Annotated in this window: 25 protein-coding genes; 11 read left to right on the forward strand and 14 right to left on the reverse strand. The window is 59.6% G+C overall.

Translation table 11 applies throughout. The annotated features are described in order from the left end of the window. Window positions 1–48: 48 nt before the first annotated feature. From F1529_RS13685 to F1529_RS13695, 3 genes are all read left to right on the forward strand, one after another. The gene (locus F1529_RS13685) at window positions 49–846 is read left to right on the forward strand and encodes an SDR family oxidoreductase (protein WP_155135459.1); all 798 of its coding nucleotides are present in this window, start codon (window positions 49–51) and stop codon (window positions 844–846) included. Further along, on the forward strand, window positions 846–1,703 hold the full coding sequence (ttcA, locus tag F1529_RS13690; RefSeq protein WP_155135461.1) for a tRNA 2-thiocytidine(32) synthetase TtcA: 858 nt from the start codon (window positions 846–848) through the stop codon (window positions 1,701–1,703). Before F1529_RS13685 ends, ttcA begins: the two co-directional genes overlap by 1 nt. Window positions 1,704–1,934: 231 nt before the next feature. Next, window positions 1,935–4,094 (forward strand): malate synthase G, encoded by a 2,160-nt coding sequence (locus F1529_RS13695; RefSeq protein ID WP_155135463.1) that lies wholly within the window; start codon window positions 1,935–1,937, stop codon window positions 4,092–4,094. Window positions 4,095–4,351: 257 nt separating this feature from the next. On the opposite strand, the gene F1529_RS13700 is transcribed toward F1529_RS13695, so the two are convergent. After that, the gene (locus F1529_RS13700; RefSeq protein ID WP_155135465.1) at window positions 4,352–5,116 is read right to left on the reverse strand and encodes a hypothetical protein; all 765 of its coding nucleotides are present in this window, start codon (window positions 5,114–5,116) and stop codon (window positions 4,352–4,354) included. A 171-nt stretch (window positions 5,117–5,287) separates the two neighbouring features. Here F1529_RS13700 and F1529_RS13705 point away from each other — a divergent pair, with 171 nt between their 5' ends. After that, the gene (locus tag F1529_RS13705; protein WP_155135467.1) at window positions 5,288–5,965 is read left to right on the forward strand and encodes a tRNA (guanosine(46)-N(7))-methyltransferase TrmB; all 678 of its coding nucleotides are present in this window, start codon (window positions 5,288–5,290) and stop codon (window positions 5,963–5,965) included. A gap of 91 nt (window positions 5,966–6,056) precedes the next feature. Here F1529_RS13705 and F1529_RS13710 read toward each other — a convergent pair whose 3' ends face one another. From F1529_RS13710 to F1529_RS13740, 7 genes are all read right to left on the reverse strand, one after another. Further along, entirely contained in the window at window positions 6,057–6,554 is a 498-nt protein-coding gene (locus F1529_RS13710) for a hypothetical protein (protein ID WP_155135469.1), read from the reverse strand. Between the two features lie 3 nt (window positions 6,555–6,557). After that, entirely contained in the window at window positions 6,558–6,983 is a 426-nt protein-coding gene (locus F1529_RS13715; protein WP_155135471.1) for a GNAT family N-acetyltransferase, read from the reverse strand. 10 nt (window positions 6,984–6,993) lie between these two features. Further along, window positions 6,994–8,142 (reverse strand): JmjC domain-containing protein, encoded by a 1,149-nt coding sequence (locus tag F1529_RS13720; RefSeq protein ID WP_155135473.1) that lies wholly within the window; start codon window positions 8,140–8,142, stop codon window positions 6,994–6,996. Next, window positions 8,142–9,512, reverse strand: coding sequence for an adenylosuccinate lyase (gene purB, locus F1529_RS13725; protein WP_007149211.1), 1,371 nt, complete (start codon window positions 9,510–9,512; stop codon window positions 8,142–8,144). Before purB ends, F1529_RS13720 begins: the two co-directional genes overlap by 1 nt. 138 nt (window positions 9,513–9,650) lie before the next feature. After that, window positions 9,651–10,289: a high frequency lysogenization protein HflD gene (hflD, locus tag F1529_RS13730; protein ID WP_155135475.1), complete on the reverse strand. Its 639-nt coding sequence runs from the start codon at window positions 10,287–10,289 to the stop codon at window positions 9,651–9,653. After that, complete coding sequence (mnmA, locus tag F1529_RS13735) at window positions 10,286–11,380, reverse strand: tRNA 2-thiouridine(34) synthase MnmA (RefSeq protein WP_155135477.1); 1,095 nt, start codon at window positions 11,378–11,380, stop codon at window positions 10,286–10,288. Before mnmA ends, hflD begins: the two co-directional genes overlap by 4 nt. 6 nt (window positions 11,381–11,386) lie before the next feature. Continuing rightward, a complete protein-coding gene (locus tag F1529_RS13740; protein ID WP_155135479.1) occupies window positions 11,387–11,854 on the reverse strand; it encodes an NUDIX hydrolase in 468 nt (155 codons plus the stop codon). A 130-nt stretch (window positions 11,855–11,984) separates the two neighbouring features. Here F1529_RS13740 and moaC point away from each other — a divergent pair, with 130 nt between their 5' ends. Genes moaC through F1529_RS13755 form a run of 3 tightly spaced genes read left to right on the forward strand, consistent with a single transcriptional unit; the run spans window position 11,985 to window position 13,193 of the window. Continuing rightward, complete coding sequence (gene moaC / locus F1529_RS13745) at window positions 11,985–12,467, forward strand: cyclic pyranopterin monophosphate synthase MoaC (RefSeq protein WP_155135481.1); 483 nt, start codon at window positions 11,985–11,987, stop codon at window positions 12,465–12,467. Between the two features lies 1 nt (window position 12,468). Further along, the gene (gene moaD / locus F1529_RS13750; RefSeq protein WP_007149551.1) at window positions 12,469–12,723 is read left to right on the forward strand and encodes a molybdopterin converting factor subunit 1; all 255 of its coding nucleotides are present in this window, start codon (window positions 12,469–12,471) and stop codon (window positions 12,721–12,723) included. After that, window positions 12,720–13,193 carry a molybdenum cofactor biosynthesis protein MoaE gene (locus F1529_RS13755; RefSeq protein WP_007150005.1) on the forward strand — a complete coding sequence of 158 codons (474 nt, stop codon included), beginning with the start codon at window positions 12,720–12,722 and terminating at the stop codon, window positions 13,191–13,193. Before moaD ends, F1529_RS13755 begins: the two co-directional genes overlap by 4 nt. Here the strand turns inward: F1529_RS13755 and F1529_RS13760 are convergent. Then, on the reverse strand, window positions 13,096–13,719 hold the full coding sequence (locus F1529_RS13760) for a pseudouridine synthase (protein WP_155135483.1): 624 nt from the start codon (window positions 13,717–13,719) through the stop codon (window positions 13,096–13,098). The genes F1529_RS13755 and F1529_RS13760 overlap by 98 nt on opposite strands. 209 nt (window positions 13,720–13,928) lie before the next feature. Here F1529_RS13760 and F1529_RS13765 point away from each other — a divergent pair, with 209 nt between their 5' ends. Next, on the forward strand, window positions 13,929–16,151 hold the full coding sequence (locus F1529_RS13765; protein ID WP_155135485.1) for an NADP-dependent isocitrate dehydrogenase: 2,223 nt from the start codon (window positions 13,929–13,931) through the stop codon (window positions 16,149–16,151). Window positions 16,152–16,472: 321 nt separating this feature from the next. After that, entirely contained in the window at window positions 16,473–17,735 is a 1,263-nt protein-coding gene (gene icd / locus F1529_RS13770; RefSeq protein ID WP_007150355.1) for an NADP-dependent isocitrate dehydrogenase, read from the forward strand. A 44-nt stretch (window positions 17,736–17,779) separates the two neighbouring features. Here icd and F1529_RS13775 read toward each other — a convergent pair whose 3' ends face one another. Further along, window positions 17,780–18,034, reverse strand: a complete 255-nt coding sequence (locus F1529_RS13775) for a cold-shock protein (protein ID WP_007150688.1) — start codon at window positions 18,032–18,034, stop codon at window positions 17,780–17,782. 271 nt (window positions 18,035–18,305) lie between these two features. Between F1529_RS13775 and clpS the strand changes: the two genes are divergently transcribed. Together clpS and clpA are read left to right on the forward strand one after the other, a co-directional pair. Continuing rightward, complete coding sequence (gene clpS, locus F1529_RS13780; protein WP_050760192.1) at window positions 18,306–18,662, forward strand: ATP-dependent Clp protease adapter ClpS; 357 nt, start codon at window positions 18,306–18,308, stop codon at window positions 18,660–18,662. A 33-nt stretch (window positions 18,663–18,695) separates the two neighbouring features. Then, window positions 18,696–20,960, forward strand: coding sequence for an ATP-dependent Clp protease ATP-binding subunit ClpA (gene clpA / locus F1529_RS13785; RefSeq protein ID WP_007150939.1), 2,265 nt, complete (start codon window positions 18,696–18,698; stop codon window positions 20,958–20,960). 137 nt (window positions 20,961–21,097) lie between these two features. Here the strand turns inward: clpA and infA are convergent, their stop codons facing one another. The 4 genes from infA to trxB form a co-directional block, all read right to left on the reverse strand. After that, window positions 21,098–21,316, reverse strand: a complete 219-nt coding sequence (infA, locus tag F1529_RS13790; RefSeq protein WP_007149029.1) for a translation initiation factor IF-1 — start codon at window positions 21,314–21,316, stop codon at window positions 21,098–21,100. A gap of 100 nt (window positions 21,317–21,416) precedes the next feature. Beyond that, on the reverse strand, window positions 21,417–22,145 hold the full coding sequence (locus F1529_RS13795) for an arginyltransferase (protein ID WP_155135487.1): 729 nt from the start codon (window positions 22,143–22,145) through the stop codon (window positions 21,417–21,419). Between the two features lie 28 nt (window positions 22,146–22,173). Next, on the reverse strand, window positions 22,174–22,911 hold the full coding sequence (gene aat / locus F1529_RS13800; RefSeq protein ID WP_155135489.1) for a leucyl/phenylalanyl-tRNA--protein transferase: 738 nt from the start codon (window positions 22,909–22,911) through the stop codon (window positions 22,174–22,176). Between the two features lie 19 nt (window positions 22,912–22,930). Then, window positions 22,931–23,878, reverse strand: a complete 948-nt coding sequence (trxB, locus tag F1529_RS13805) for a thioredoxin-disulfide reductase (protein ID WP_007150681.1) — start codon at window positions 23,876–23,878, stop codon at window positions 22,931–22,933. Window positions 23,879–24,077: the final 199 nt, after the last annotated feature.

Here is a 24,077-nt window from a genome sequence, read left to right on the forward strand (position 1 = left end):
GGCTAGGGCATTAAGCTTGAGGCTTTGTGGCTGTTTCAGGGAGTACTCATGGCGGAATCGCTGGCTGACAAGGTGGTCTGGATTACCGGGGCATCCTCCGGGATCGGTGAAGCCTTGGCGAAGGAATATGCTCGCCGCGGCGCCAGGCTGGTGCTGTCCGCTCGCCGACAAGAAGAGTTGGAGCGAGTGCGTGGTGGGCTGGTGAACAGCGAAGAGCACGTGGTGCTGCCGCTGGACCTTGGCCAGAGCGAGGCCATGGCGGCAGCCGTGGAGAGGGTCAGGCAGGCTTGCGGACGGCTGGACCAGGTGGTGCACAATGGGGGGATTTCCCAGCGTTCACTGGTGGCCGACACGGATCTGTCCGTGGATCGCCAGATCATGGAGGTGAATTTCTTCGGCTCCGTGGCGCTGACCAAGGCCGTGCTTCCCTGGCTGAAAGAGCAGGGAGGCGGACGTTTTGTGGTGATCACATCCCTGGTGGGGGAGCTGCCAACACCGCTGCGTAGCGCCTACAGCGCCAGCAAACACGCTTTGCATGGCTTCTTCGAGTCCCTGCGGGCGGAAGAATATGATCAGGGCATCCGTGTGACGCTGGTGATGCCCGGGTTCATTCGCACCCAGGTGTCGATCAATGCGCTCACCGCCGATGGCAGTCGCCAGGGCACCATGGATGACGCCCAGCAGACCGCCATGGCCCCGGAAGAATGCGCCAAACGGCTGGTCGAAGCCGTGCAGCGTGGCCGCGATCAGGTTATCATCGCCGGCCGCGAAGGGGCGGGCATCTACCTGAAACGCTGGGCCCCCTCGCTGTACCGCCGACTGATCCGCAAAATGAAGGTCACCTGATGTCACAGGACAACACTGATACCCAAAAGCGTACCCGTCTTAACAAGTTGCAGAAGAAACTGCGGCGGGAAACGGGCCGCGCCATTGCTGATTTCAACATGATCAGCGAGGGCGACAAGGTGATGGTGTGTCTGTCCGGCGGTAAGGATTCCTACACCATGCTGGAGATTCTGCGCAATCTTCAGCACTCCGCGCCGGTCAATTTCGAGCTGGTGGCGGTGAATATGGACCAGAAACAACCCGGGTTCCCGGAGCACATCCTGCCCGAGTATCTGGAAAAAGAAGGCGTGGCGTACCACATTCTGGAAAAAGACACCTATTCCATCGTCAAGGAGAAGGTGCCGGAAGGAAAGACCACCTGCGGCCTGTGTTCACGCCTGCGCCGGGGCAGCCTGTACGGGTTTGCCGAGGAAATCGGTGCCAACAAGATTGCCCTCGGTCACCACCGGGATGACATCGTTGAAACCCTGTTCCTGAACATGTTCTACGGCGGCAAGATGAAGGCTATGCCCCCCAAGCTGCGCAGCGATGACAACCGCAATGTGGTGATCCGCCCGCTGGCCTATTGCCGTGAGAAGGACATCATCGAGTTCTCCGCCCTGAAAGAGTACCCGATCATTCCCTGCAACCTCTGCGGTTCCCAGAAGAACCTGCAGCGACAGGTGATCAAGGACATGTTGCAGCAGTGGGACAAGCAACAGCCGGGGCGCATTGAAAATATCTTTGCTGCGGTACAGAACATCGCCCCCTCGCAGCTGGCAGACACCCGCCTGTTCGACTTTGAAAACCTGGAGCAGGGCCAGCAGCAGGGCGGTGAACAAGCTCACCGTCTGGATGTGGTTAATCTGTTCGGCTGATCAAAAAACCGGCAAATCAGACTTTGTTTACCGCTAAACATGATTCACGGCGCCGTTTCCGGTAAAATGCCGTCGCCTTATTTCGGGGCGCCCGTCTTTACGCGCCTTGAACCGTTTCCCCGGGCTTTCGCGATAATCCACACGGTGGCGCGCTGACGCCGACCGGTTGCCGGGTTTTCCCCGAACGTCCCGATTAACCAAGATTCTCTCGACCAGAAGGGTAGGAGCACCATGACCGATCGTATTCAGAAGGGTGGCCTGGAAATCGCCGCCGAACTCCATGATCTGGTAGTCAATGAGATTGCGCCGGGTACCGGCGTCGACCCGGAACACTTCTGGGCCGAGCTGGAAAGCATCCTCAATGACCTCGCCCCCAAGAACAAGGCGCTGCTGGCCAAGCGCGACGACCTGCAGAAGCAGATCGACGCCTGGCACAAGGCCCGTGCGGGGCAGGCCATCGACATGGCTGAGTACAAGCAGTTCCTGACTGATATCGGTTATCTGCTGCCCGAAGGCGAAGACTTCAACGTCACCACTGAAAACGTGGATGCCGAAATTGCCACCATCGCCGGCCCGCAGCTGGTGGTGCCGGTTAAGAACGCGCGCTTTGCCCTGAACGCCGCAAACGCCCGCTGGGGCAGCCTGTACGATGCCCTGTACGGCACCGACGTGATCTCCGACGAAGGCGGTGCCGAAAAAGGCGGCGCCTACAACCCGAAGCGTGGCGCCAAGGTGATTGCCTGGGCCCGTGACTTCCTGGACAACTATTTCCCGCTGGCCAGCGGCTCTCACAAGGACAGCACCGGTTATGCCATCGAAGACGGCAAGCTGGTTGTGTCCCTGGGTTCAGAAAAAACCGGCCTGAAAGATGAGTCCCAGTTGCAGGGTTACCTGGGCGATGCCGCTGCACCCACCGGGGTGCTGGTGAAGCACAACAATCTACATGCGGAAATCCAGTTCGACGCCAGCCACCCGATCGGGGCTGACGACGCGGCCAAGATGAAAGACGTGCTGCTGGAATCCGCCATTACCACCATTCAGGATTGTGAAGACTCTGTTGCCGCCGTTGATGCGGAAGACAAGGTCGAGGTGTACCGCAACTGGGCCGGTCTGATGAAAGGCGACCTGGAAGAGAGCTTCCAGAAAGGCGGCAAGACCATGACCCGCTCCATGAATGCGGATCGTGAATACACCGCGCTGGACGGCTCTTCCCTGACCCTGCACGGTCGCTCACTGCTGCTGGTTCGCAATGTGGGTCACCTGATGACCAACCCGGCGATTCTGCATAACGGGGAAGAAACCCCGGAAGGCATCATGGATGGCATGGTTACCGTGCTGGCCGCCATGCATGACCTGAAGAACATCAACAAGGTGAGCAACAGCCGTACCGGTTCCGTCTATATCGTGAAGCCAAAAATGCACGGTCCGGAAGAAGTGGCCTTTGCGGTTGAGCTGTTCGAGCGTGTAGAAAAAGCATTAGGTTTGGCTGCTAACACCTTGAAAATTGGCATTATGGATGAAGAGCGCCGCACCACTGTGAACCTGAAGGAGTGTATCCGTCAGGCCAAGGAGCGTGTCATCTTCATCAACACCGGCTTCCTGGATCGCACCGGTGACGAAATGCACACTTCCATGGAAGCGGGCCCCATGGCACCCAAGGGTGAAATGAAAGCCCTGCCGTGGATTGGCGCCTACGAAGACTGGAACGTGGACATCGGCCTGGAATGCGGCCTGAAAGGTCACGCCCAGATCGGTAAAGGCATGTGGGCCATGCCCGACGAAATGGCGCAGATGATGGCCAACAAGGCCGGTCACCCGAAAGCCGGTGCCAACTGTGCATGGGTACCGTCTCCGACTGCCGCCACGCTGCACGTGACCCACTACCATGAAATCAACGTGGCTGAGGTTCAGGAAAAGCTGGCCAGCCGCACCCGTGCGTCCCTGGACGACATCCTCACCATTCCGCTGCTGACCCGCGAGCTGACCGCCGAGGAAATCCAGCAGGAGCTGGATAACAACGCCCAGGGCATGCTGGGTTACGTGGTTCGCTGGATTGATAGTGGTGTGGGTTGCTCCAAGGTGCCGGACATCAAGGATGTGGGCCTGATGGAAGACCGCGCGACCCTGCGGATTTCCAGCCAGCATGTGGCCAACTGGCTGCACCACGGTATCTGCAGCAAAGAGCAGGTACTGGAAACCATGAAACGCATGGCGGAAGTGGTGGATCGTCAGAACGCCAACGATCCGGACTACGTGCCCATGGCCAAGGACTTCGACGGCTCCGTTGCCTTCCAGGCGGCCTGTGAGCTGGTATTCGAAGGCTGCGCACAGCCCAGCGGCTACACCGAGCCGGTTCTGCACCGTCGTCGCCGTGAGCTGAAAGCCAAGTAAGGCGTTCAGCACAACAAAGAAGCCCCGCTAGCCGGGGCTTTTTTGTGGGTGGGTTTTGCTTGGCAGGAAGGGCGAGCCCTAATCCCCGGGCTTTCTACGAAGCCGCTGTAGGTGCACCGTTCAGGGTGCGAACCTCGCGCAGCGAGGGTGCGGGCTTGTCTAGCGGGTTGATGATGGGGCTCTAAGCAATCCGCCGAAATCGCGCCGCCAGCGACGCTCCTACAGCAGGAATCGGGGCCTCACCTGCGAGCCTACTGCTACTCTTGTTCCACCATCACCTCCAGCGGCAAAGTCATGCTTTGTTGCTGGTTTTGATAGCCTCCAATGCTCTGACGGCTTCCACTCTGTGTCACGGTGATGCTGCCCATGGGCTGCCAGCGGCCCGGGGTGACCCGCAAGGTGGTGGCGCTGTGCTGGGTGCGGGCGGTGTTGTGGCTGGCCGGTTGATCAAAGCGCTGGCTGATCTGCAGTACCACGCTGCCGTCCGCAGCCAGTTGTGGCGTTACCTGAATCCCCTGATCCAGCTGCGCGAAGGTGGTGCCGTAATAACCACCGCTGAGTGCGACCAGGGTGCCCTGGCTCACATTGGCGGGGTAACCGCTGAGTGTACGAATCTGGTAGTGATCCTGGCGCTGCTGTTGCTGGCTTTGCTGGCCGATGCGCACCTCGCCCTGAATCACCGGTGCCTGACCGGATTCGATTCGGCCCCGGACATTGGTATCGATGCCACCTTGTTGGCTGCTGCTGCCTTGTTGGCGTCGCAGATGCACGATCAGGGTTGAGGGTGTGGCTTCAAGGCCGCCCAGAACGCTTTGCAGCTCCTGCATGCTGGCCTCGGTGGTGCGCACAATCAGCTTGCCGCGATAGGCGCGAACGGAGCCGCCAGCCGGCAATAATGGCTCTATGACAGGAACCAGAGCGGGAGCGTCCGGGCGCTCCAGCACATGAATGCTCATATCGTCAGCCGCAGACAGGCCGGGAAGGGAAAGCATGATGATAAGCAGTGTCAGGCACAGGCGCATGGTGTCCTCGCAGAGGTCGGTGGTTCGGGGTTCCGACTCTCTCTACAGTAGCGCTGCCCGCAACGGCCCGCCAGTAGGGTGGTGGCGGTCAAATTCTGCCAGGGGCTGGCACTGGCGCCCACCATGCCTACAATGTGCGTCCCGTCAGTCGCTTCGCCAGTCAGGAATGCCATGTTTGCCAATAGCCGTGCGGTCAGCTCGAATCAGTCGGGTGTCCATGTCGATCTGGAAAAAGTGGTGCGCCGTCACCTGGCGTCGGCCTGGCGGGCTCCCATCGCCGACCACGACCGTACTGCCTTCGAGCAGGCCCGGGCCTGGCGCGCTGACCAAGGGGCAGATCGCCCTCTGATGCTGGATTCCGGTTGTGGCACGGGGCGCTCCTCCGTGCTGCTGGCGCAGACGTGCCCGGAGGCGCTGGTGATTGGTGTCGATCAATCGGCCAACCGGCTGGAGCGAGGCGGCCGCCGTTGGCTGCAGCCGCCGGATAATCTGCTGTTCCTGCGTGCGGACTGCACCGGGTTATGGCGCCTGATGGAGCAGGCCGAGTGGCAACTTGCCCGGCATCAGATCCTTTACCCGAATCCCTGGCCGAAAAGCGCCCACCTGAAGCGGCGCTGGCAGGGGCACCCGGTGTGGCCCTCCGTGCTGGCGCTGGGCGGTGAACTTGAGTTGCGCAGCAACTGGCCGGTTTATCTTGAGGAGGTTCAAGCGGCGCTGGCAATCAGTGAGATTGATGCGGTGCTGGCGCCGTTAGCGGTAGACGGGGAGGCCGCTACGGATTTCGAAGAGAAGTATCTGGCCAGCGGGCAAACCGTCTGGCAGTTGACCGCAAGCCTGGCGAGGGATTGAAAGACTGTCGGATTACGCCTTTCAGGCTAATTCGACCTACAAAAAACGACCTTTCAAGTAGGTCGTATTAGGCGTAGCCGTAATCCGACATTCAAAGCCTAAGCTCACGCAGCTCCGGTGATCCGCCGGCGCGTTCCCAATGTTCCTGAAACTGTTTGCCCAGCCGCGGCGCACGCGGGAGCCGGTGCCCGCACAGATCCAGTAGTGCGGGCTGGGGCCAGCCGCTGGCTTCAAACAGGCCAGTGCCGTCGGCGATGGCAAAGCACAGCTGGGTATCGTTGTCGTCTTTCTGGGTCTGGCGCAGGGTGATTCTTGAGGGCAGGCGCCGTGACAGATGAATCAATCGATGGCCGTTGCGCACCGCACTGTCCAGGTGATCAAACAGAATGCGGATATCGGCCCGGGCGCTGCTCAGGGCAAGGCGCTTGATGGCGCTGCACACCTCGGCGTTGTCGGTGAGCGCATCCAGCGTGGGAACCCGCAGCCAGAGGCTGCGGCGGCTGGCGCCGATCAGCGTGGCCAGCGAGCGGCCGGCGTGGTGACGGTCCGGGTGGTGCAGGGTGTCGTCGTCGCCAATGACCAGCTGCATGGGCTAGATCAGCGGCTTGAACATTTGCCGGTGGGGGATGTTGGCATCCATGAAAATGCCGCCGGAGACGGAGAAGCCTGCAGCTTCATAGAAGCTGGTGGCGTGGGTCTGGGCGTGCAGGAAGATCTCTTCCATGCCATTGGCCCGGGCGGTTTCTTCAGCGGCCACCAGTAGCGAGCTGCCGACACCATTGTTGCGTTGTTCGGAAAGCACACACAGGCGGCTGATCTGGCCGGTGGGCAGCAGGCGAATACAACCCACGGGCTGCTGTTCGGCGTCCAGCGCGAGAAAGTGAATGGCGGCGCTGTCTTCGCCATCCCATTCCAGCTCTTCCGGCACGTGTTGCTCGTTGATAAAAACGTTCTGGCGGAGACCACGCAGGGCGGCTTCGTGTTCGTCCCAACGGGTTTCGATAATGCTGATAGCCATAGGGGTCTCGTTACAGTTGGGCGAAGTAGCCCTGTTCAATCCATTCATGGAGCAGTTCTCTTGCGGTGGGCGTCATGACGGCGTCCAGCTCGCTTTCCCGGTAGCGTCTTTTGCTGGCCAATAACTGCACCAGCGGGCGTTGTTGTTCTGTTAGCGTGTGGCTGTCGCCGTTGAGCCAGGCCAGTTTGCCCTGCATGAGCAGGCGCACGCTGCCGTGGCGAACCAGCGCCACGTCGCTGTCGCGTTCGCGAATATGGTGATCATCTATCGCAAATTCAAGGCCATCCAGTCGGGGGGTGGAGAGCCAGCGATAAACCGCCCGTTCGATGGCGTCTGGCTGGAGCAGGTCCAGGGCGCCCCGAATCAGCTGTTGACGGTCTGCATCGGCCAGCACGGTGGGGTCGGACGTGACCTCCCGGTCCGGATCGGTGAATAGCTGGCTGTCGGACTCGGCCAGGCATTCGCCGGCAATTTCTGCCATCAGCATCTGGTAGTCCGGAGCGCGAAAACCCACCGACCAGGTTATGCAGTCGCTGTCTTCGGCAACGCCGTGGTGGGCCACGCCGGGGGGCAGGTAGAGCACGTCGCCGGGGCCGGCGACGAACTCTTCGCGCACGGGCATCTCGGCCAGCAGTTTCAGCTCATCGGTGGGCAGGCGGGGCGTGCTCTCGTCACACACGTCGCCAATCTGCCAGCGGCGGTGGCCGGCGGCCTGAATCAGGAAGACGTCATAACGGTCGAAGTGTGGGCCGACACTGCCCCCTTTGGCGGCATAGCTGATCATGATGTCTTCCACCCGCCAGTTGGGCAGGAAGGCGAAGTCGTCCAGCAGCAGTGAGGTTTCAGTGAGGAAGTGGTCCACGGACTGGACCAGTAACGTCCAGTTTTCCTCGCCCAGGGTTTCGAAGACATCATCGGCGAGGGGGCTTTGCAACACCGACCAGGGGCCGTTGCCGGCGCCAGTGATAATGCGTGCTTCCACGGACTCTTCCAGTGCCAGTCCGGCCAGGGTGTTGGCGTCAGGCTGGTCCAGCCCACGGGCGGCACCGGGCATGAGCAGGGCCTTTTTCTGCCAATGCTCACGCAAAAACGCTGCCGGTTTCATGGGGAGAATGAAGCGCGGCAGCGTCAAGGCAGGCAGCGGGGGGGCTGAGGGCATCAGATGCTGCGGGCTTGCTGGGCGGCATTGCCCACATAGGTGGCCGGGGTCATGGCCAGCAGGATTTCCTTGGCTTCATCGGGGATCGCCAGATCATTGATGAAGGCGGTCAGGGTGTCCTGATTGATGCCGTCCTTGCCGCGGGTCAGCGCCTTGAGTTTCTCGTAGGGCTTCTCGATACCATAGCGGCGCATGACGGTCTGGATGGGTTCGGCCAGCACTTCCCAGGCGGCCTCCAGGTCTTCGTCCAGGCGGGCCGGGTTCACTTCCAGCTTGCTGATGCCTTTCAGGCTGGCTTCAAAGGCAATCAGGCTGTGCGCCAGGCCGACGCCCACGTTACGCAGCACGGTGGAGTCAGTGAGGTCGCGCTGCCAGCGGGACATGGGCAGTTTGGCGGCCAGGTGATCCATGATGGCGTTGGCCAGGCCCAGGTTGCCTTCGGAGTTCTCGAAGTCGATGGGGTTGACCTTGTGCGGCATGGTGGAGGAGCCCACTTCGCCTTCCACGGTGCGCTGCTTGAAGTAACCCAGGGAGATGTAGCCCCAGACGTCACGGTCAAAGTCCAGCAGGATGGTGTTGAAGCGCATCAGGGCGTGGAAGTACTCGGCGATGCAGTCGTGGGGTTCGATCTGTGTGGTGAAGGGGTTGAAGGTGAGCCCCAGGCCTTCCACGAAACGGCGTGCAAAGGCTTCCCAGTCCACATCCGGGTAGGCTGAGAGGTGCGCGTTGTAGTTGCCCACGGCGCCGTTGATCTTGCCGAGCAGTTCCACTGCGGCGAACTGGTCGCGCTGGCGTTGCAGGCGAGCGACCACGTTGGCCATTTCCTTGCCCACGGTGGTGGGGGAGGCGGACTGGCCATGGGTGCGCGACAGCATGGGCTGGTCGGCCTGGGCGTGGGCCTGCTTGCGGATGGCGCTGATCACCTGGTCCATCTTTGGCAGCAGGAGTTCACGGGCTTCCTTGAGCATCAGCGAGTAGGACAGGTTGTTGATGTCTTCGCTGGTGCAGGCGAAATGGACGAACTCGCTCATGTTGGCCAGTTCGTCGTGTTCAGCCATCTGTTCCTTGATGAAATATTCCACGGCTTTTACGTCGTGGTTGGTGGTGGCTTCGATGGCCTTGATGCGCTCGGCATGCTGGACTTCGAAATCACGGGTGACGCCGCGCAGGTTCCAGGCGGCTTGACCACTCATCAAGGGGACTTCCGGGATGTTCTTGTCGTGGGCCAGCTGTTCCAGCCAGCTGACTTCCACATGGACGCGGAAGCGAATCAGGCCGTATTCACTGGTGGTGTTTCGCAGTGCATCGACTTTGCTGGCGTAACGACCGTCTACCGGTGAAATGGCAGTCAAAGAGGTAAGGCTGGACATGTCAGGCTCCCGAATATCGTCCAAGTAGGTACGTACACGTACATTCCAAAGGCGGCGCAATCATACAGCAAAATTCCGCAAACTGCGCCGCTGCTGGTGACCGCTGAAAGTTAAGCTATGTGTAACTTTAGAAATCGCTTATAAATTATTGATATCAATGGAATCAATAAGTGAGAGAAGGCGTTTACGATGGAACAGGAGGTGCCAGCGACGCCCGCCCAGCTGGTGCCAAAGGAAGGCAGCGCGCACCCCGGCCAGGAACAGGGCGCGGATGCGGGCGGCCTTGTCGTCGTCCTGCAGATGGGCTGGGTCGCCCTTGACCTGAATGCGGAATCGAAAGGTGCCCAGGGTATCCACATAGATACCGGCAATGCGGTGGCAAAACGCGTCATCGGAGAATTTGTCAAAGTGCGCTTGCTGGCCGCTCAGGGCCAGCAGGCGGTTGCGCAGAATGCTTACGGTGTCCTCATTCTTGCGCAGCTTGCCGGCCAGGTGGAGCAGGGCCAGGCCGTAGTTGAGCGGGCGCAGGTTGGCGCCACGGGACTCCTTGTTCAGGCTGCGGTTGAGCAGGCTGACGCCTTCGCGGAGCAGGGCGGGATGGGCGTAGATGCTGTCGAAATCGTCGGCATCCAGTGCCATGACGCCGGCAATCAGTCCCTCGAAGGCTTTCGGGTCGCAGTCCCCTCGTTGGGCCACATCATCGGCCAGCTGGGCCGCTTCGAACACCGCGGCCAGGGCCAGCAGTTGCTGTTGTTCCGGCGAGAAACGTTCGCTCATGCGGTTTCCTCAATGACGGCGCCGCCCAGGCAGACCGGGCCATCGTAGAACACCACGGACTGTCCGGGTGTGACGGCGCGTTGTGGTTGATCAAATATGACATGCACCCGACCGTCGCCGGCATCGCTGACGGTGCAGGCCTGGTCGGGTTGGCGGTAGCGGGTTTTGGCCGTGAGCCGGGCCGGCAAGGCCGGGGCTTCCAGGGCAACCCACTGCATGGGCGCGCTGGTCAGTTCACGACTATAGAGCAACGGGTGATCGGTGCCCTGAACGGCAAGCAGTACATTGCGCTCCAGGTCCTTGCCGGCCACATACCAAGGCGCTTCGCTGGCACTGGCCAGGCCGCCGATGCCCAGCCCCTGGCGTTGGCCCAGGGTGTAGTACATGAGCCCGTCGTGTTTGCCGATAACATTGCCTTGATCATCTTCAATGGTGCCGGGCTGGGCAGGCAGGTACTGCTCAAGGAAGTCCTTGAAGCGGCGCTCACCGATAAAGCAGATGCCGGTGGAGTCTTTTTTCTTGTGGTTGTCGAAGCCTTTTTCTTCGGCAATGCGGCGTACTTCCGGTTTTTCCAGATCGCCCAGCGGGAACAGAGTACGGTCGAATTTCTGGTAGTCCACCGCATGCAGGAAATAGGTCTGGTCCTTGTTAGTGTCGACTGCGCGTAACAGCTGCGCTTTGTCGCCATGACTGACCTGGGAGTAATGCCCGGTGGCGATGTAATCCGCGCCCAGAGTAATGGCGTGATCGAGGAACGCCTGGAACTTGATTTCCTTGTTGCAGAGGATGTCCGGGTTGGGGGTGCGCCCGGCCTTGTATTCGGCGAGGAAGTGGGCGAACACGCGATCCCAGTACTGCTCGGCAAAGTTGGCCGTGTGCAGCTCGATACCCAGCACGCCGGCCACCTGCATGGCATCGAGGAGGTCTTCGCGGGCGGTGCAGTAATCGGTGCCGTCGTCCTCGTTCCAGTTCTTCATGAACAGGCCTTCGACCTGATAACCGGCATCGATCAGGCGGGCCGCGGCCACGGAGGAGTCCACACCGCCGGACATGCCGACGATCACTCGAGTGTCTTTTGGGGCCTTACGCATGACAAATCATCCTCTCTGCAGAGGCCAGGGGTGCTGATAAATGCTGTCCAGGGGCAGTCGGCGCCCGGACAGATAATCCTCCAGGCATTTTTCCACCAGGGCGCTACGGTGCTGGTGTCGACGGGCGCGAAACTCGTCCGGGGTCAGCCATTCGGCTTCGAGAATGCCGGTATCGAGTTTCTGTCTGGGGTCGTGGCTGATCGGTCTGGCCACGAAGCAGGTGCGGTAATAGACACCCGCGCCCTTGTGGGGCTGGAAGATATACCAGCCGAGCAGGTCGGTAATTTCTACCTGCCAGGCGCTTTCTTCCAGGGTTTCGCGGTAGGCGGCCTGCATCAGGTTCTCGCCGAACTCCGCATGGCCCGCGGGCTGATTCAGCACTTCCTCGCCCTTGCTCATTTCTCGGACAAACAGGAAGCGGCCGTCTTGTTCGACTACGCAGGCCACAGTAATGTGCGGCTCAAAGCTGTTCATAGCGTATCCTACCGGACAGGAAGCACCGGCTGCCGTCGAGGGCTTAATGGCGATGCTTCATTCAATTCTGGAAAGGCGGGAATGGTAGCGCAGCGGCGCCACAGACAACAGAGCGGAGACACCTCTGAGCATGACAGATCAACGATTTACCCACCTGGATGACAGCGGCCGGGCCCAGATGGTGGATGTGACCGACAAGGACACCACTCAGCGTACCGCCACTGCGCAGGCGCGGGTGCGTATGCAGCCGGCCACGCTGGAAATGATACTGGGTGGCGCGCACCCCAAGGGCGATGTGCTCGCCACCGCCCGGATTGCCGGAATTCAGGCGGCAAAGAAGACCTGGGACCTGATCCCCCTGTGCCACCCGCTATTGCTCACTGGCGTCACGGTGACCATCGAGCCGGAGGGAGCGGATGCGCTGTGCGTGCAGGCAACCTGCAAGCTCAAAGGCACCACTGGCGTGGAGATGGAGGCCTTGACCGCCGCATCGGTGGCCAGCCTGACTCTCTATGATATGTGCAAGGCGGTGGACCGGGGCATGGTGATTGAATCCGTGTGCCTGCTGGAGAAGTCCGGTGGCCGCAGTGGCCAGTTCCGGCGGGAGGATTGAGGTGATAGAGATACGTTTCTTTGCTGCTCTGCGTGAGCGGGTGGGCAGTGACAGCCTGACGGTCACGCCGCCGGATGGTGTCGATACCGTGGCGGCCCTGGTCGCATGGCTGGCCGACGACAATGCGTCGGTGGCCGGTGCGCTGGAGGCGACACCCCGCTATATGGTGGCGGTGAATGAGGTGCTCAGCCAGGAGCAGGCGGCGGTCCGTGATGGCGATGTGGTCGCCCTGTTTCCACCGGTGACCGGCGGATGAAGATTCATGTGGCCGTCACGGACACGGCGCTGGTGCCGGCGCAGCCGTCCGACTGGCTTCGCGACGCAGGCCTCAGCGGCGCCATGGTGCAGTTCAGTGGCCAGGTGCGCGATGAGCAGGGCAGGGTAGAGGCGCTGCATCTGGAGCATTACCCAGGCATGACGGAGGGAGTGTTGCGCACCATTGTCGATCAGGCTGGCCAGAAATGGCACCTCAATGGTGCCTGGGTAGTGCACAGAATCGGCACCATGGTGGTGGCTGATGACATCGTGCAGGTGGCCGTCAGTGCCCCGCATCGTCAGGATGCGTTTGCGGCCTGTGCGTTTATCATGGATCTGCTGAAGACCCGCGCGCCGTTCTGGAAGAAGGAGCTTATCGACGGCCGCTGGATTTGGGTCGAGGCCCGCCAGAGCGATGACGAGGCCGCCGCTGCCTGGCTGCAGGCGGCTTCGGCGCGTGAACCGTCATAGCCCGCCATTCTCCGGGGGCGAGAGCCTCAAGGCTCCAGTCGCCAATCTGCCAGCGAACCAGTCGCAGGGTGGGGTGGCCAATGGCTGCGGTCATTCGCCGCACCTGCCGATTTCGACCTTCGTCTATGGTGAGCTTGAGCCAGCTATCCGGTACGGTTTTGCGCGAGCGTACGGGCGGATTGCGTGGCCATAACGCGGGAGGCTCGATCAGTTCGACCTTGGCCGGGCGCGTGGGGCCATCCTTCAGGGTGATGCCTTGGCGTAGTTTTTGCAGTTCCTGCCCCCCGGGCTTGCCTTCCACCTGAACCAGATAGGTTTTGGGAAGCTTGAACCGCGGATCGCTGATGCGTGCCTGCAGGGCGCCGTCATCGGTCAGCAACAACAGGCCTTCAGAATCCCAGTCCAGTCGACCGGCCGGGTATACGCCAGGCACTGGCACGCACTCGCGCAAGGTTCGCCGGCCCTGGTCGTCGCTGAACTGGGAGAGGACCTGAAACGGTTTGTTAAGTAAGATCAATTGCGCCATGGGGTGAGTATCGATGACTGTTGTTGGTCTGCGGTTGCTACCGCTTGTCCTAACAAGGCTAAACGGTCAGTGCTATACTCGCCAGCCTATGCAGAATACAGTTTTATTCGGAGGGAGCACTCCTGTTGGGTGCCCGCTGATCTGACGGCCAAAAGCCGACTGATATCAGGCGGAAAGCTCTACCAATACAATTGGGACCTTGTAATTCTATGACCACGCCTAAAATTATTTACACCATGACTGACGAGGCGCCCGCGCTGGCGACCTATTCCTTTTTACCCATCATTGAAAAATTCACTTCGATCGCTGGCATTGAAGTTGAGAGCAGCGATATTTCCCTCGCTACACGCATTCTCGCCAGCTTTCCTGAATATCTGACCGACCAGCAGAAGGTGAATGACACCCTGGCCGAACTGGGTGATCTGACCCAGGATCCGGAAGCGAACATCATCAAGCTTCCCAATATCAGTGCTTCCATCCACCAGCTCAGAGCGGCCATCGCCGAACTTAACGAGCATGGCTACCCGGTGCCGGAATACCCGGATGAGCCGCAAAGCGAGGAAGAGGAAGACATTCAGGCCCGGTACACCAAAATTCTCGGGTCTGCGGTGAACCCGGTGCTTCGCGAAGGCAACTCCGACCGCCGCGCCCCTGTCGCGGTTAAAAACTATGCACGCAAGAACCCGCACAGCATGGGGGAGTGGAGCCAGGCTTCACGTACCCATGTTGCGCATATGCGCGGCGGGGACTTCTTTTCCCATGAGACCTCCTCGACGATAGAGAAGGCCTGCAAGGTGCGCATCGAGTTCGAAGATTCCAGCGGCAATGTAACGGTGAAGAAGCCGGAGCTTCCGCTTCTTGATGGCGAAGTCATCGATGCCATGTACATGAGCAAGAATGCGCTCAGCGAGTTCTTTGACAAGCAAATTGAAGATGCCAAGAACACTGGCATGCTGTTCTCCCTGCACGTAAAAGCCACCATGATGAAGGTGTCCCACCCCATCGTGTTTGGTCATGCAGTAAGGTGTTTCTACAAGGAACTGTTCGATAAACATGGCGATGTGCTGGAAGAGATTGGTGCGAATCCGAACAACGGTTTGAGCCACATCTACCAGAAGATCGAGGAATTGCCCATATCCCAGCGCCTGGAGATCGAAACCACGATCCGCGCCTGTTACCTGCACCGGCCGGAACTGGCCATGGTCGATTCCGACCGCGGCATTTCCAACCTGCACGTACCTTCCGACGTTATTGTTGATGCTTCCATGCCGGCCATGATTCGCCAGGGCGGCAAGATGTATGGCGCTGATGGCAAGCTGAAGGATACCAAGGCGGTCATCCCGGAAAGCACCTACGCCACCATTTACCAGGAAGTCATCAACTTCTGCAAAACCCATGGCGCCTTTGATCCCGTTACCTGTGGCTCGGTACCGAATGTGGGCTTGATGGCCCAGAAAGCCGAGGAATACGGCTCGCACGATAAGACATTTGAAGCCAGCGCCAAGGGTACCATGCGGATCGTCCGTGAAGATGGCCAGGTGCTGCTGACCCATGACGTGGAGCAGGGTGATATCTGGCGTATGTGCCAGGCAAAAGACCTGCCGATTCGTGACTGGGTGAAGTTGGCCGTGGTTCGTGCCCGGCAAAGCAACACCCCGGCTATCTTCTGGCTGGACAAGGAGCGGGCCCACGATCAACAGATGATCCGGAAGGTTCGCAGATATCTCAAGGACCACGATACCGAAGGCCTTGATATCCGCATCATGTCTCCGGTTCAGGCGATCCGTTACACCATGGAGCGCATGATCCGCGGCAAAGACACCATCTCCGTCACGGGGAACGTGCTGCGTGATTACCTGACCGACCTGTTCCCGATTCTGGAACTCGGCACCAGCGCCAAGATGCTGTCCATCGTTCCCTTGATGGCTGGCGGCGGACTCTACGAAACCGGTGCTGGCGGTTCGGCTCCCAAGCATGTGCAGCAATTCCTGGAAGAGAATCACCTGCGCTGGGACTCGCTCGGCGAATTCCTGGCGTTGTCGGTTTCCATTCAGGAGCTGGGCGAGAAGTACGGGAACAATAAGGCCAAGGTGATTGCGGCCGCTCTGGACAGGGCCAATGAGCAGTATCTGGAGCAGAACAAGTCACCGTCACGGAAAGTCGGCCAGCCGGATAACCGGGTAAGCCATTTCTATGTGGCCATGTACTGGGCCCAGGCTCTTGCCGCGCAGGATGACGATGCAGAGCTGAAGGACACCTTCACGGCCATTGCCGCTTCGCTGACGGAAAACGAAGAGACAATCGTCAACGAAATGGTGGCGGTGCAAGGTTCGCCCATTGATATCGGCGGTTACTATAATCCCGATTTCAGCAAGGCTTCGGCCGCCATGCGACCCAGTGCGACCTTCAACGGTATCCTGGATAAGCTCTAGCAGGGCAGGCTCTGTCTGACCTGATTGATGACGCGTACAGCTGTTGAGTCTTGTGGTGCCGGGTGCTGTTCCCCGGACAACAAGGCGCAGCAGATGTGTGCTTCAGGGGTGGTCTGGCAAGCCTTGCCGCGATCCCACCTGACGGACCCTGTCCCCCCGGCATTCTCAATCCTCAATCCTCAATCCTCCATTCTCCGCCACATTACGCCCCTCGTAATCGATAGGCTCAAGTGCCAAACCGGTGCTCCACCCCGGCTTTGGCTCGATGCTATACTCGCGAGCAGAGGCCGAATTCGCTTTTATTCAGAGGGAGAAGTATAGATGGGATACCAAAAGATCACGGTTCCCGCAGACGGTGACAAAATCACGGTTAATGCGGACCTGTCCCTGAATGTCCCCAATCATCCGATTATTCCTTATATCGAAGGGGATGGCATTGGTGTCGACATTTCACCAGTGATGATCAAGGTGGTTAACGCCGCCATCGAGAAAGCCTACGGTACCAAGCGCGGTATTACCTGGATGGAGGTGTTCGCCGGGGAAAAAGCCACGGTCGTATACGGGCCTGATGAGTGGCTGCCCGAGGAAACCCTGGAAGCCTTGCGGGAATTCACCGTGGGGATCAAGGGCCCGCTGACCACCCCGGTGGGCGGTGGTATTCGCTCCCTGAACGTGTCTTTGCGCCAGGAGCTGGACCTGTACACCTGTATGCGCCCGGTGCGCTATTTTGAAGGTGTTCCCAGCCCCGTTGTACATCCTGAACTCACTGACATGATTATCTTCCGTGAGAACTCCGAAGATATCTATGCGGGTATTGAGTGGGCGGCAGACAGCCCGGAAGCCACCAAACTGATCCGTTTCCTGCGTGAGGAAATGGGCGTGACCCAGATCCGCTTCCCGGAAGGCTGTGGGATCGGCGTCAAGCCGGTGTCCCGCGAAGGGACACAGCGGCTGGTGCGTAAGGCGATCCAGTACGCCATCGACAATGACAAGGATTCGGTCACTCTGGTGCACAAAGGCAACATCATGAAGTACACCGAGGGGGCCTTTAAGGATTGGGGCTATCAGCTTGCCGGGGAACGTTTCGGGGCTGAATTGCTGGATGGCGGGCCCTGGATGACCATGAAAAACCCCAATACCGGCAAGGAAATCATCATCAAGGATGTGATCGCCGATGCGTTCCTGCAGCAGATCCTGATGCGCCCGGCGGATTACAGCGTGATCGCCACCCTGAACCTGAACGGTGACTACATTTCTGATGCGCTGGCAGCGGAAGTAGGGGGGATCGGCATTGCGCCGGGGGCCAACATTGGCGGTTCCGTGTCCCTGTTCGAGGCCACACACGGCACGGCGCCCAAGTACGCCGGCCAGGACAAGGTCAACCCGGGTTCGTTGATTCTGTCTGCGGAAATGATGCTGCGCCACATGGGGTGGAACGATGCGGCTGACCGGATCATCAACGGCGTGGAAGGCGCGATTGCGGCGAAAACGGTGACCTACGACTTCGAGCGACTGATGCCCGACGCAACGCTGTTAACGTGTTCAGAGTTTGGTAATGCGGTGATTGAGCATATGGGCGCCTGAGGCGCCCGGCTGAATCTATTGAACCCGCCAGCAGGCAGGGCGGGTCAGGAAGGCGTCGTTTGATCTTCAGCGGCGCCTTCTTCGTTACTGGCTTCTTCGTTGGCGCGCAGGTTGATGGCGTGGAACCCCTTGTTGGCCGGTTGTACCTCGTATTCCACGGGTTGCCCGGCTTTCAGGCTTTTGTAGCCGTCCATCTGAATGTAGGAATAGTGGACGAACAGGTCTTCGCCCCCTTCGTCCGGGCGTACAAAACCGTAGCCCTTGGCGTTGTTAAACCACTTTACTCGTCCCGTTGCCATGGTCCTTCCCTCTGCCTATCCAATGGCGAATATGTTTATTTTTATCCTCGGGCGGTCTGCTGCGGTAAACTCTGTCCCGAGTCTATTGTGCAACTTTTAAACATGCACAGCAGGGTGTCAACCCCGTGAAATCATCCCGGTGAATTGATTTGCCGCAGGGGATTGAAAAAACACCGACCACCCATCATTTCTTCATTGCCTGCTGACGCCAGCAGGGTTACAACGGTTTTGAGGCTTTATGAATTGGCACCAGCAAAATTGGCATCCGGTAATGATTGACGAAACAGGCACACTACGTGGTGGGCCGGCAGATTCCCCCTCAGACCCGGATCGGCACGGTGACATGGCTGTGGAAGAGGCCAAGCCAAAGCTGAAACCGCCATCCATGTACAAGGTGTTGATGTTGAATGACGACTACACGCCGATGGATTTTGTGGTAGAGATACTGGAAGACTTCTTCAATCTGGGCCGGGAGCAGGCCACTCGCGTCATGCTCACGGTTCACACTGAAGGAAAGGCGGTGTGCGGGGTGTATCCCCAGGACATCGCCGAAACAAAAGCCACGCAAGTGGTGGAATACGCCCGGGAGAATCAGCATCCGCTGATGTGTCAGGTGGAACAGGCCTGATGCCCTTGCGGGCCCATGCAGTGAGGTAGCCTTATGCTCAGCAAAGAACTTGAAATGACGCTTAACGAGGCGTTTCGCCACGCACGTGGCCACCGTCATGAGTTTATGACCGTGGAGCATTTGCTGCTGGCGCTGCTGGATAACGAGGCGGCCGTCGAGGTCCTGCGTGCCTGTGCCGCAGACCTGGATGAATTGCGTGATGCGTTATCCCAGTTTATCGAGGATTCAACTCCGCTGCTGCCGGACACCGATCCGGAGCGCGATACCCAGCCCACACTGGGCTTTCAGCGGGTGCTGCAGCGGGCAGTGTTCAGTGTGCAGTCTTCCGGCAAGAAGGAAGTGACCGGGGCCAATGTACTGGTTGCCATCTTCAACGAGCAGGAGAGCCAGGCAGTCTATTTCCTTAACTGTCAGGACATTCATCGCCTGGATATCGTTAACTTTATTGCCCACGGCATTTCCCAGATTCAGGATGCAGAGCCGTCCATCGAGACCGAGCAGGACATGGAGGCGGGCGCGGAGGGCGCCCCGGCCAGCGCGCTGGATAATTACGCCACCAACCTGAACGAGATGGCCCGCGAGGATCGTATCGACCCGCTGGTGGGGCGTGCGTTTGAAATTGAGCGGGCGGCGCAGATTCTTTGCCGCCGCCGCAAGAACAACCCCTTGCTGGTGGGTGAGCCGGGCGTAGGCAAAACCGCCATTGCCGAAGGGCTGGCGCGGATGATCGTGGAAAAGCAGGTGCCTGAGCCTTTGCTCGACGCGGTGGTCTATTCACTGGATCTGGGCGCGTTGCTGGCCGGTACCAAGTACCGGGGCGATTTCGAGAAACGCCTGAAATCCCTGCTGGCAGAGCTGAAAAAAGAGCCCAACTCGATTCTCTTTATCGATGAAATTCACACCATCATCGGAGCCGGTGCGGCCTCCGGTGGGGTAATGGATGCCTCGAACCTGCTCAAGCCGCTGCTGGCATCCGGTGAGCTCAAATGCATGGGGTCCACCACGTTCCAGGAATACCGGGGCGTGTTCGAGAAGGACCGGGCCCTGTCTCGTCGCTTCCAGAAAATCGATGTGGTTGAGCCGTCCGTGGAAGACACCGTGGGGATTCTCAAGGGGCTGAAAAGCCGTTTCGAGGCTCACCACGATGTGAGCTACACGGATGCGGCGCTGAAAGCGGCGGCGGAATTGAGTGCCCGTTACATCAACGACCGTTACCTGCCGGACAAGGCCATCGACGTGATCGACGAAGTCGGTGCCTGGCAGCGTTTGCGCCCGGAAGATCTGCGCAAGCACACCATCGAAGAGGCCGATGTTGAGGACATGGTGGCTAAAATCGCCCGCATTCCTCCCAAGCAGGTGTCGTCCTCCGACAAGGAGCTGCTGCGTAATCTCGAGCGCGACCTGAAGATGACCGTATTCGGCCAGGACGAGGCCATCGATACCATCTCGGCGGCGATCAAGTTGTCCCGTGCGGGCCTCAAGGGCGAGCACAAGCCCATCGGCAGCTTCATGTTTGCCGGCCCCACCGGGGTGGGTAAAACGGAAGTGAGCCGTCAGCTGGCCCGTGCGCTGGGTGTGGAGCTGGTGCGTTTCGATATGTCCGAGTACATGGAACGCCACACCGTGAGCCGTTTGATTGGCGCGCCTCCCGGTTATGTGGGCTTCGATCAGGGCGGTTTGCTTACCGAAGCCATTACCAAGACGCCGCACTGTGTGCTGTTGCTCGATGAAATCGAGAAGGCGCACCCGGAAGTGTTCAATATCCTGTTGCAGGTGATGGACAATGCCACGCTGACCGACAATAACGGTCGCAAGGCGGATTTCCGCAATGTGATCCTGATCATGACCACGAACGCTGGCGCGGAAGTGCTGAACAAGCGTTCTATCGGCTTTACCGAGCAGGACAACAGCACCGATGGCATGGAAATGCTCAAGAAGGTGTTCACGCCGGAATTCCGCAACCGCCTGGATGGCACCATCCAGTTCCAGTCGCTCACCAGCAAGGTGATTCTGGGTGTGGTCGACAAGTTCCTGGTGGAGCTGCAGGCGCAGCTTGATGAGCGCGGTGTGGTGCTGAATGTGGACGATGCGGCCCGTACCTGGTTGGCCGAGAAGGGTTACGACAAGGATATGGGGGCGCGGCCCATGGCGCGTTTGCTCCAGGAAAAAATCAAGAAACCGTTGGCAGAGAAACTGCTGTTCGGCGAATTGGCCGGTGCTGGTGGGCAGGTCAATATCACCGAAAAAGACGGGGAACTGGTGCTTTCCGTGGAAGCGGCCACAGCGGAGCCCGCGTAAACAGAAGTGACGGGGCGCTTTCTTTTACGGAAAGGCGCTCCGTTTTCATTTACGTTCAGACAACAGTGCACAGACAACAAAAAAACCCGGCAATGCCGGGTTTTTTTGTGGGTGTATTCGGCCGGAGCCGTTCCGGGTTATTTCATCCGGAAAGTGATGCGTCCCTTGGTGAGGTCATAGGGAGACATTTCCACTTTTACACGATCCCCTGTGAGGATGCGGATATAGAACTTACGCATCTTCCCGGAGATATGGGCCGTAATTACATGACCGTTGTCCAGCTTCACACGAAACATCGTGTTGGGCAGGGTATCAACGATGACACCTTCGAGTTCGATTTGCTCTTCTTTCGCCATCCAACAAATACCTTGGGTTACCGGCTATTAGCGACGCGCAATTGTGCCGTAAAAGGGCCTTGGCTGCAAAAGAAGTTGGAAAAAGGGTGGAGAGGAGGGCTTAACCCCCGGAATCACTGGGTTCGGTCTGTTCTTTCCAGCTCCCGCTGGCGAGAATTTCCAGGGGCTGGTACTGGCTTTTGTAGCTCATTTTCTGGCATTGGCGAATCCAGTAGCCCAGATAGAGGTAAGGAAGCTGTAACCGCTGGCACTGTTCGATCTGCCATAGCAGCGCCATTACCCCCAGGCTGCGCTCGGGCAAGGCGGGATCAAAGAAGGTATAAACCGCAGAAAGCCCATCACCCAGCTGGTCGGTGACAGCCACGGCGACCAGCTTGCCTTGCTGGCGAAACCCGTAGAAATGGGTATCTGCCCATTCACAGGTAAGAAAATTGGTGAACTGTTCTTCCGAAGGTGGATACATGTCGCCATCACCATGGCGGTCGTTGATGTAGGCGGCATACAGGTTGTACAGCTCGCGGCTGAAACGGGCGGGCTCGCGATTCACGGCCAGGTCGGCGTTGTTCTTGAGGATGCGGCGGTGGCGACGGCGGGGGCGGAAATCGTCCACTCGCACCCGGGCCGGGATACAGGCATTGCAGCTGTCGCAGTGGGGGCGATACAGATAATCGCCGCTGCGGCGAAACCCCAGCAAGCTCAATTCGCTATAGAGCTCCGGTGACAGCTGAGCCTGGGGATCCACAAACAGGGTGGAGGCCTGGCGGTCTTCCAGATAGCTGCAGCTATGGGCGGGTGTGCGGAAAAAGCGCAGCGTGGACAAGTCAGTCATGGTGCAAGTGTAGCTCAGGGCTGAGGCGCTAAAAAGACTCGCGTTCGGCTTGCAGGGCCTGCAGTGCGGCCCAGTCAAACGACCGGTCTGGCCAGGGGGTGGGCGCTGGCTGGGCAGGCACCCAGTCCTCAAGGCAGGTTTCAAAGGCGTCACGGTCGATCATCTGGGCCCCCATGGACATGAGGTGAGGGTTCTCGATCTGGGCATCGAGCAGACGAATATCCAGTACCCGGGACAGGTTGCGCAGGGCCACCAGCGCCACCTTGGAGCCGTTGCGCTGTGGTGAAGCCATGGATTCACCGAAAAACAGCTGCCCCAGCTGAATGCCATACAGGCCACCAGCCAGTTCGCCGTTCTGCCAGATTTCCACGCTGTGGGCATAGCCAAGCTGGTGCAGGCGGCAATAGGCTTCCACCACCTCCTCACTGATCCAGGTGCCGGGCTCGCCCTGGCGCGGGGCCGCACAGGTGCGCATGACTGTTTCGAAGTCGCGATCAAGGGTGACGGTGAAATCCGCCTGACGGAGATGTCGGGCCAGGCTGCGGCTGACATGCAGCTGGTTCAGCCAGATAACGCAGCGAGGCGCCGGGCTCCACCAGAGGATGGGCTGGGTGTCTGCGTTGTACCAGGGGAAGATGCCGGCGGAATACGCCCGCAGAAGGGTCTGGGGGTGGAGATCCGACCCGGCAGCCAGCAGGCCGTCCGGGTCGGTGAGGGCGAGGCGGGTATCGGGGAAGGGGTCCCCGGGGTCCAGCCATGGCACCATGTGGTGGCCCTCCGGTCTGTCAGTCGTTCAGGTTGTCCAGGAAACGCTCGGCGTCCAGCGCTGCCATGCAGCCAGCGCCAGCGGAGGTCACCGCCTGACGGTAGATATGGTCTGCCACGTCGCCGGCCGCAAATACCCCTTCCACACTGGTGGCGGTGGCGTTGCCTTCGGTGCCGCTGGCGATCTTGATGTAGCCATCTTTCATGTCCAGCTGGCCGGCAAAGATATCCGTGTTCGGCTTGTGACCGATGGCAATAAAGACACCTTGCAGTTCCAGATCCTTGCTGCCATCACCCTTGGTGGACTTGATGCGCATGCCGGTGACACCGCTGTCGTCGCCAAGCACTTCTTCCAGGGTGTGATCCCATTCCACGGAAATATTGTCTTTGGCGAGCAGCTTGTCCTGCAGGATTTTTTCTGCCCGCAGGCTGTCACGGCGGTGTACCAGGGTCACGTGTTCGGCAATGTGAGACAGGTACAGCGCTTCCTCCACGGCGGTGTTGCCGCCGCCAACAACCGCTACCTTCTGGCCCTTGTAGAAAAAGCCGTCGCAGGTCGCGCAGGCAGACACGCCCTTGCCCATGAAGGCTTCCTCGGATTCCAGGCCCAGGTACATGGCGGTGGCGCCGGTGGCGATGATCAGGGCGTCGCAGGTGTAGGTGCCATTGTCGCCCTTGAGGGTGATCGGCCGGCTGCTCAGGTCCACGTCGTTGATATGGTCGTAGACCATTTCCGTATCGAAACGCTCGGCGTGCTGCTGCATGCGCACCATCAGGTCCGGACCCTGCAGGCCTTCCACATCACCGGGCCAGTTATCCACTTCCGTGGTGGTGGTGAGCTGGCCGCCCGGCTGGATACCGGTGATCACAACCGGCTTGAGGTTGGCACGGGCGGCGTAGACGGCCGCAGTGTAACCCGCCGGGCCGGAACCCAGAATAATCAGCCGATGGTGCTGCACGTCGCTCATGTGTTACTCCAGTAAATACATAGGTTGGGCAGGTGGGTGGGCACGTAGTGCCGCGTCCGTCCTTGCGCGTCCAACTGTGGGGGCAAAGCCTGCACATTCAAGGCAGTGAAAACTACCGTAAAACCGGGTCGTCGTGAAGCCTGATCATGGGCTATTAGTGCGATAGGAAGAGGTGACTGCCCGGGTTGCGAGCCGCAGA

Source organism: Alcanivorax sp. VBW004, from assembly GCF_009718865.1.
Lineage (GTDB): Bacteria > Pseudomonadota > Gammaproteobacteria > Pseudomonadales > Alcanivoracaceae > Alcanivorax.

Coding starts and splice junctions, on each gene's coding strand:
- F1529_RS13685 (WP_155135459.1), top strand. CDS start 49: ATGGCGGAATCGCTGGCTGACAAGGTGGTCTGGATTACCGGGGCATCC.
- ttcA (WP_155135461.1), top strand. CDS start 846: ATGTCACAGGACAACACTGATACCCAAAAGCGTACCCGTCTTAACAAG.
- F1529_RS13695 (WP_155135463.1), top strand. CDS start 1,935: ATGACCGATCGTATTCAGAAGGGTGGCCTGGAAATCGCCGCCGAACTC.
- F1529_RS13700 (WP_155135465.1), bottom strand. CDS start 5,116: ATGCGCCTGTGCCTGACACTGCTTATCATCATGCTTTCCCTTCCCGGC.
- F1529_RS13705 (WP_155135467.1), top strand. CDS start 5,288: ATGTTTGCCAATAGCCGTGCGGTCAGCTCGAATCAGTCGGGTGTCCAT.
- F1529_RS13710 (WP_155135469.1), bottom strand. CDS start 6,554: ATGCAGCTGGTCATTGGCGACGACGACACCCTGCACCACCCGGACCGT.
- F1529_RS13715 (WP_155135471.1), bottom strand. CDS start 6,983: ATGGCTATCAGCATTATCGAAACCCGTTGGGACGAACACGAAGCCGCC.
- F1529_RS13720 (WP_155135473.1), bottom strand. CDS start 8,142: ATGCCCTCAGCCCCCCCGCTGCCTGCCTTGACGCTGCCGCGCTTCATT.
- purB (WP_007149211.1), bottom strand. CDS start 9,512: ATGTCCAGCCTTACCTCTTTGACTGCCATTTCACCGGTAGACGGTCGT.
- hflD (WP_155135475.1), bottom strand. CDS start 10,289: ATGAGCGAACGTTTCTCGCCGGAACAACAGCAACTGCTGGCCCTGGCC.
- mnmA (WP_155135477.1), bottom strand. CDS start 11,380: ATGCGTAAGGCCCCAAAAGACACTCGAGTGATCGTCGGCATGTCCGGC.
- F1529_RS13740 (WP_155135479.1), bottom strand. CDS start 11,854: ATGAACAGCTTTGAGCCGCACATTACTGTGGCCTGCGTAGTCGAACAA.
- moaC (WP_155135481.1), top strand. CDS start 11,985: ATGACAGATCAACGATTTACCCACCTGGATGACAGCGGCCGGGCCCAG.
- F1529_RS13755 (WP_007150005.1), top strand. CDS start 12,720: ATGAAGATTCATGTGGCCGTCACGGACACGGCGCTGGTGCCGGCGCAG.
- F1529_RS13760 (WP_155135483.1), bottom strand. CDS start 13,719: ATGGCGCAATTGATCTTACTTAACAAACCGTTTCAGGTCCTCTCCCAG.
- F1529_RS13765 (WP_155135485.1), top strand. CDS start 13,929: ATGACCACGCCTAAAATTATTTACACCATGACTGACGAGGCGCCCGCG.
- icd (WP_007150355.1), top strand. CDS start 16,473: ATGGGATACCAAAAGATCACGGTTCCCGCAGACGGTGACAAAATCACG.
- F1529_RS13775 (WP_007150688.1), bottom strand. CDS start 18,034: ATGGCAACGGGACGAGTAAAGTGGTTTAACAACGCCAAGGGCTACGGT.
- clpS (WP_050760192.1), top strand. CDS start 18,306: ATGATTGACGAAACAGGCACACTACGTGGTGGGCCGGCAGATTCCCCC.
- clpA (WP_007150939.1), top strand. CDS start 18,696: ATGCTCAGCAAAGAACTTGAAATGACGCTTAACGAGGCGTTTCGCCAC.
- infA (WP_007149029.1), bottom strand. CDS start 21,316: ATGGCGAAAGAAGAGCAAATCGAACTCGAAGGTGTCATCGTTGATACC.
- F1529_RS13795 (WP_155135487.1), bottom strand. CDS start 22,145: ATGACTGACTTGTCCACGCTGCGCTTTTTCCGCACACCCGCCCATAGC.
- aat (WP_155135489.1), bottom strand. CDS start 22,911: ATGGTGCCATGGCTGGACCCCGGGGACCCCTTCCCCGATACCCGCCTC.
- trxB (WP_007150681.1), bottom strand. CDS start 23,878: ATGAGCGACGTGCAGCACCATCGGCTGATTATTCTGGGTTCCGGCCCG.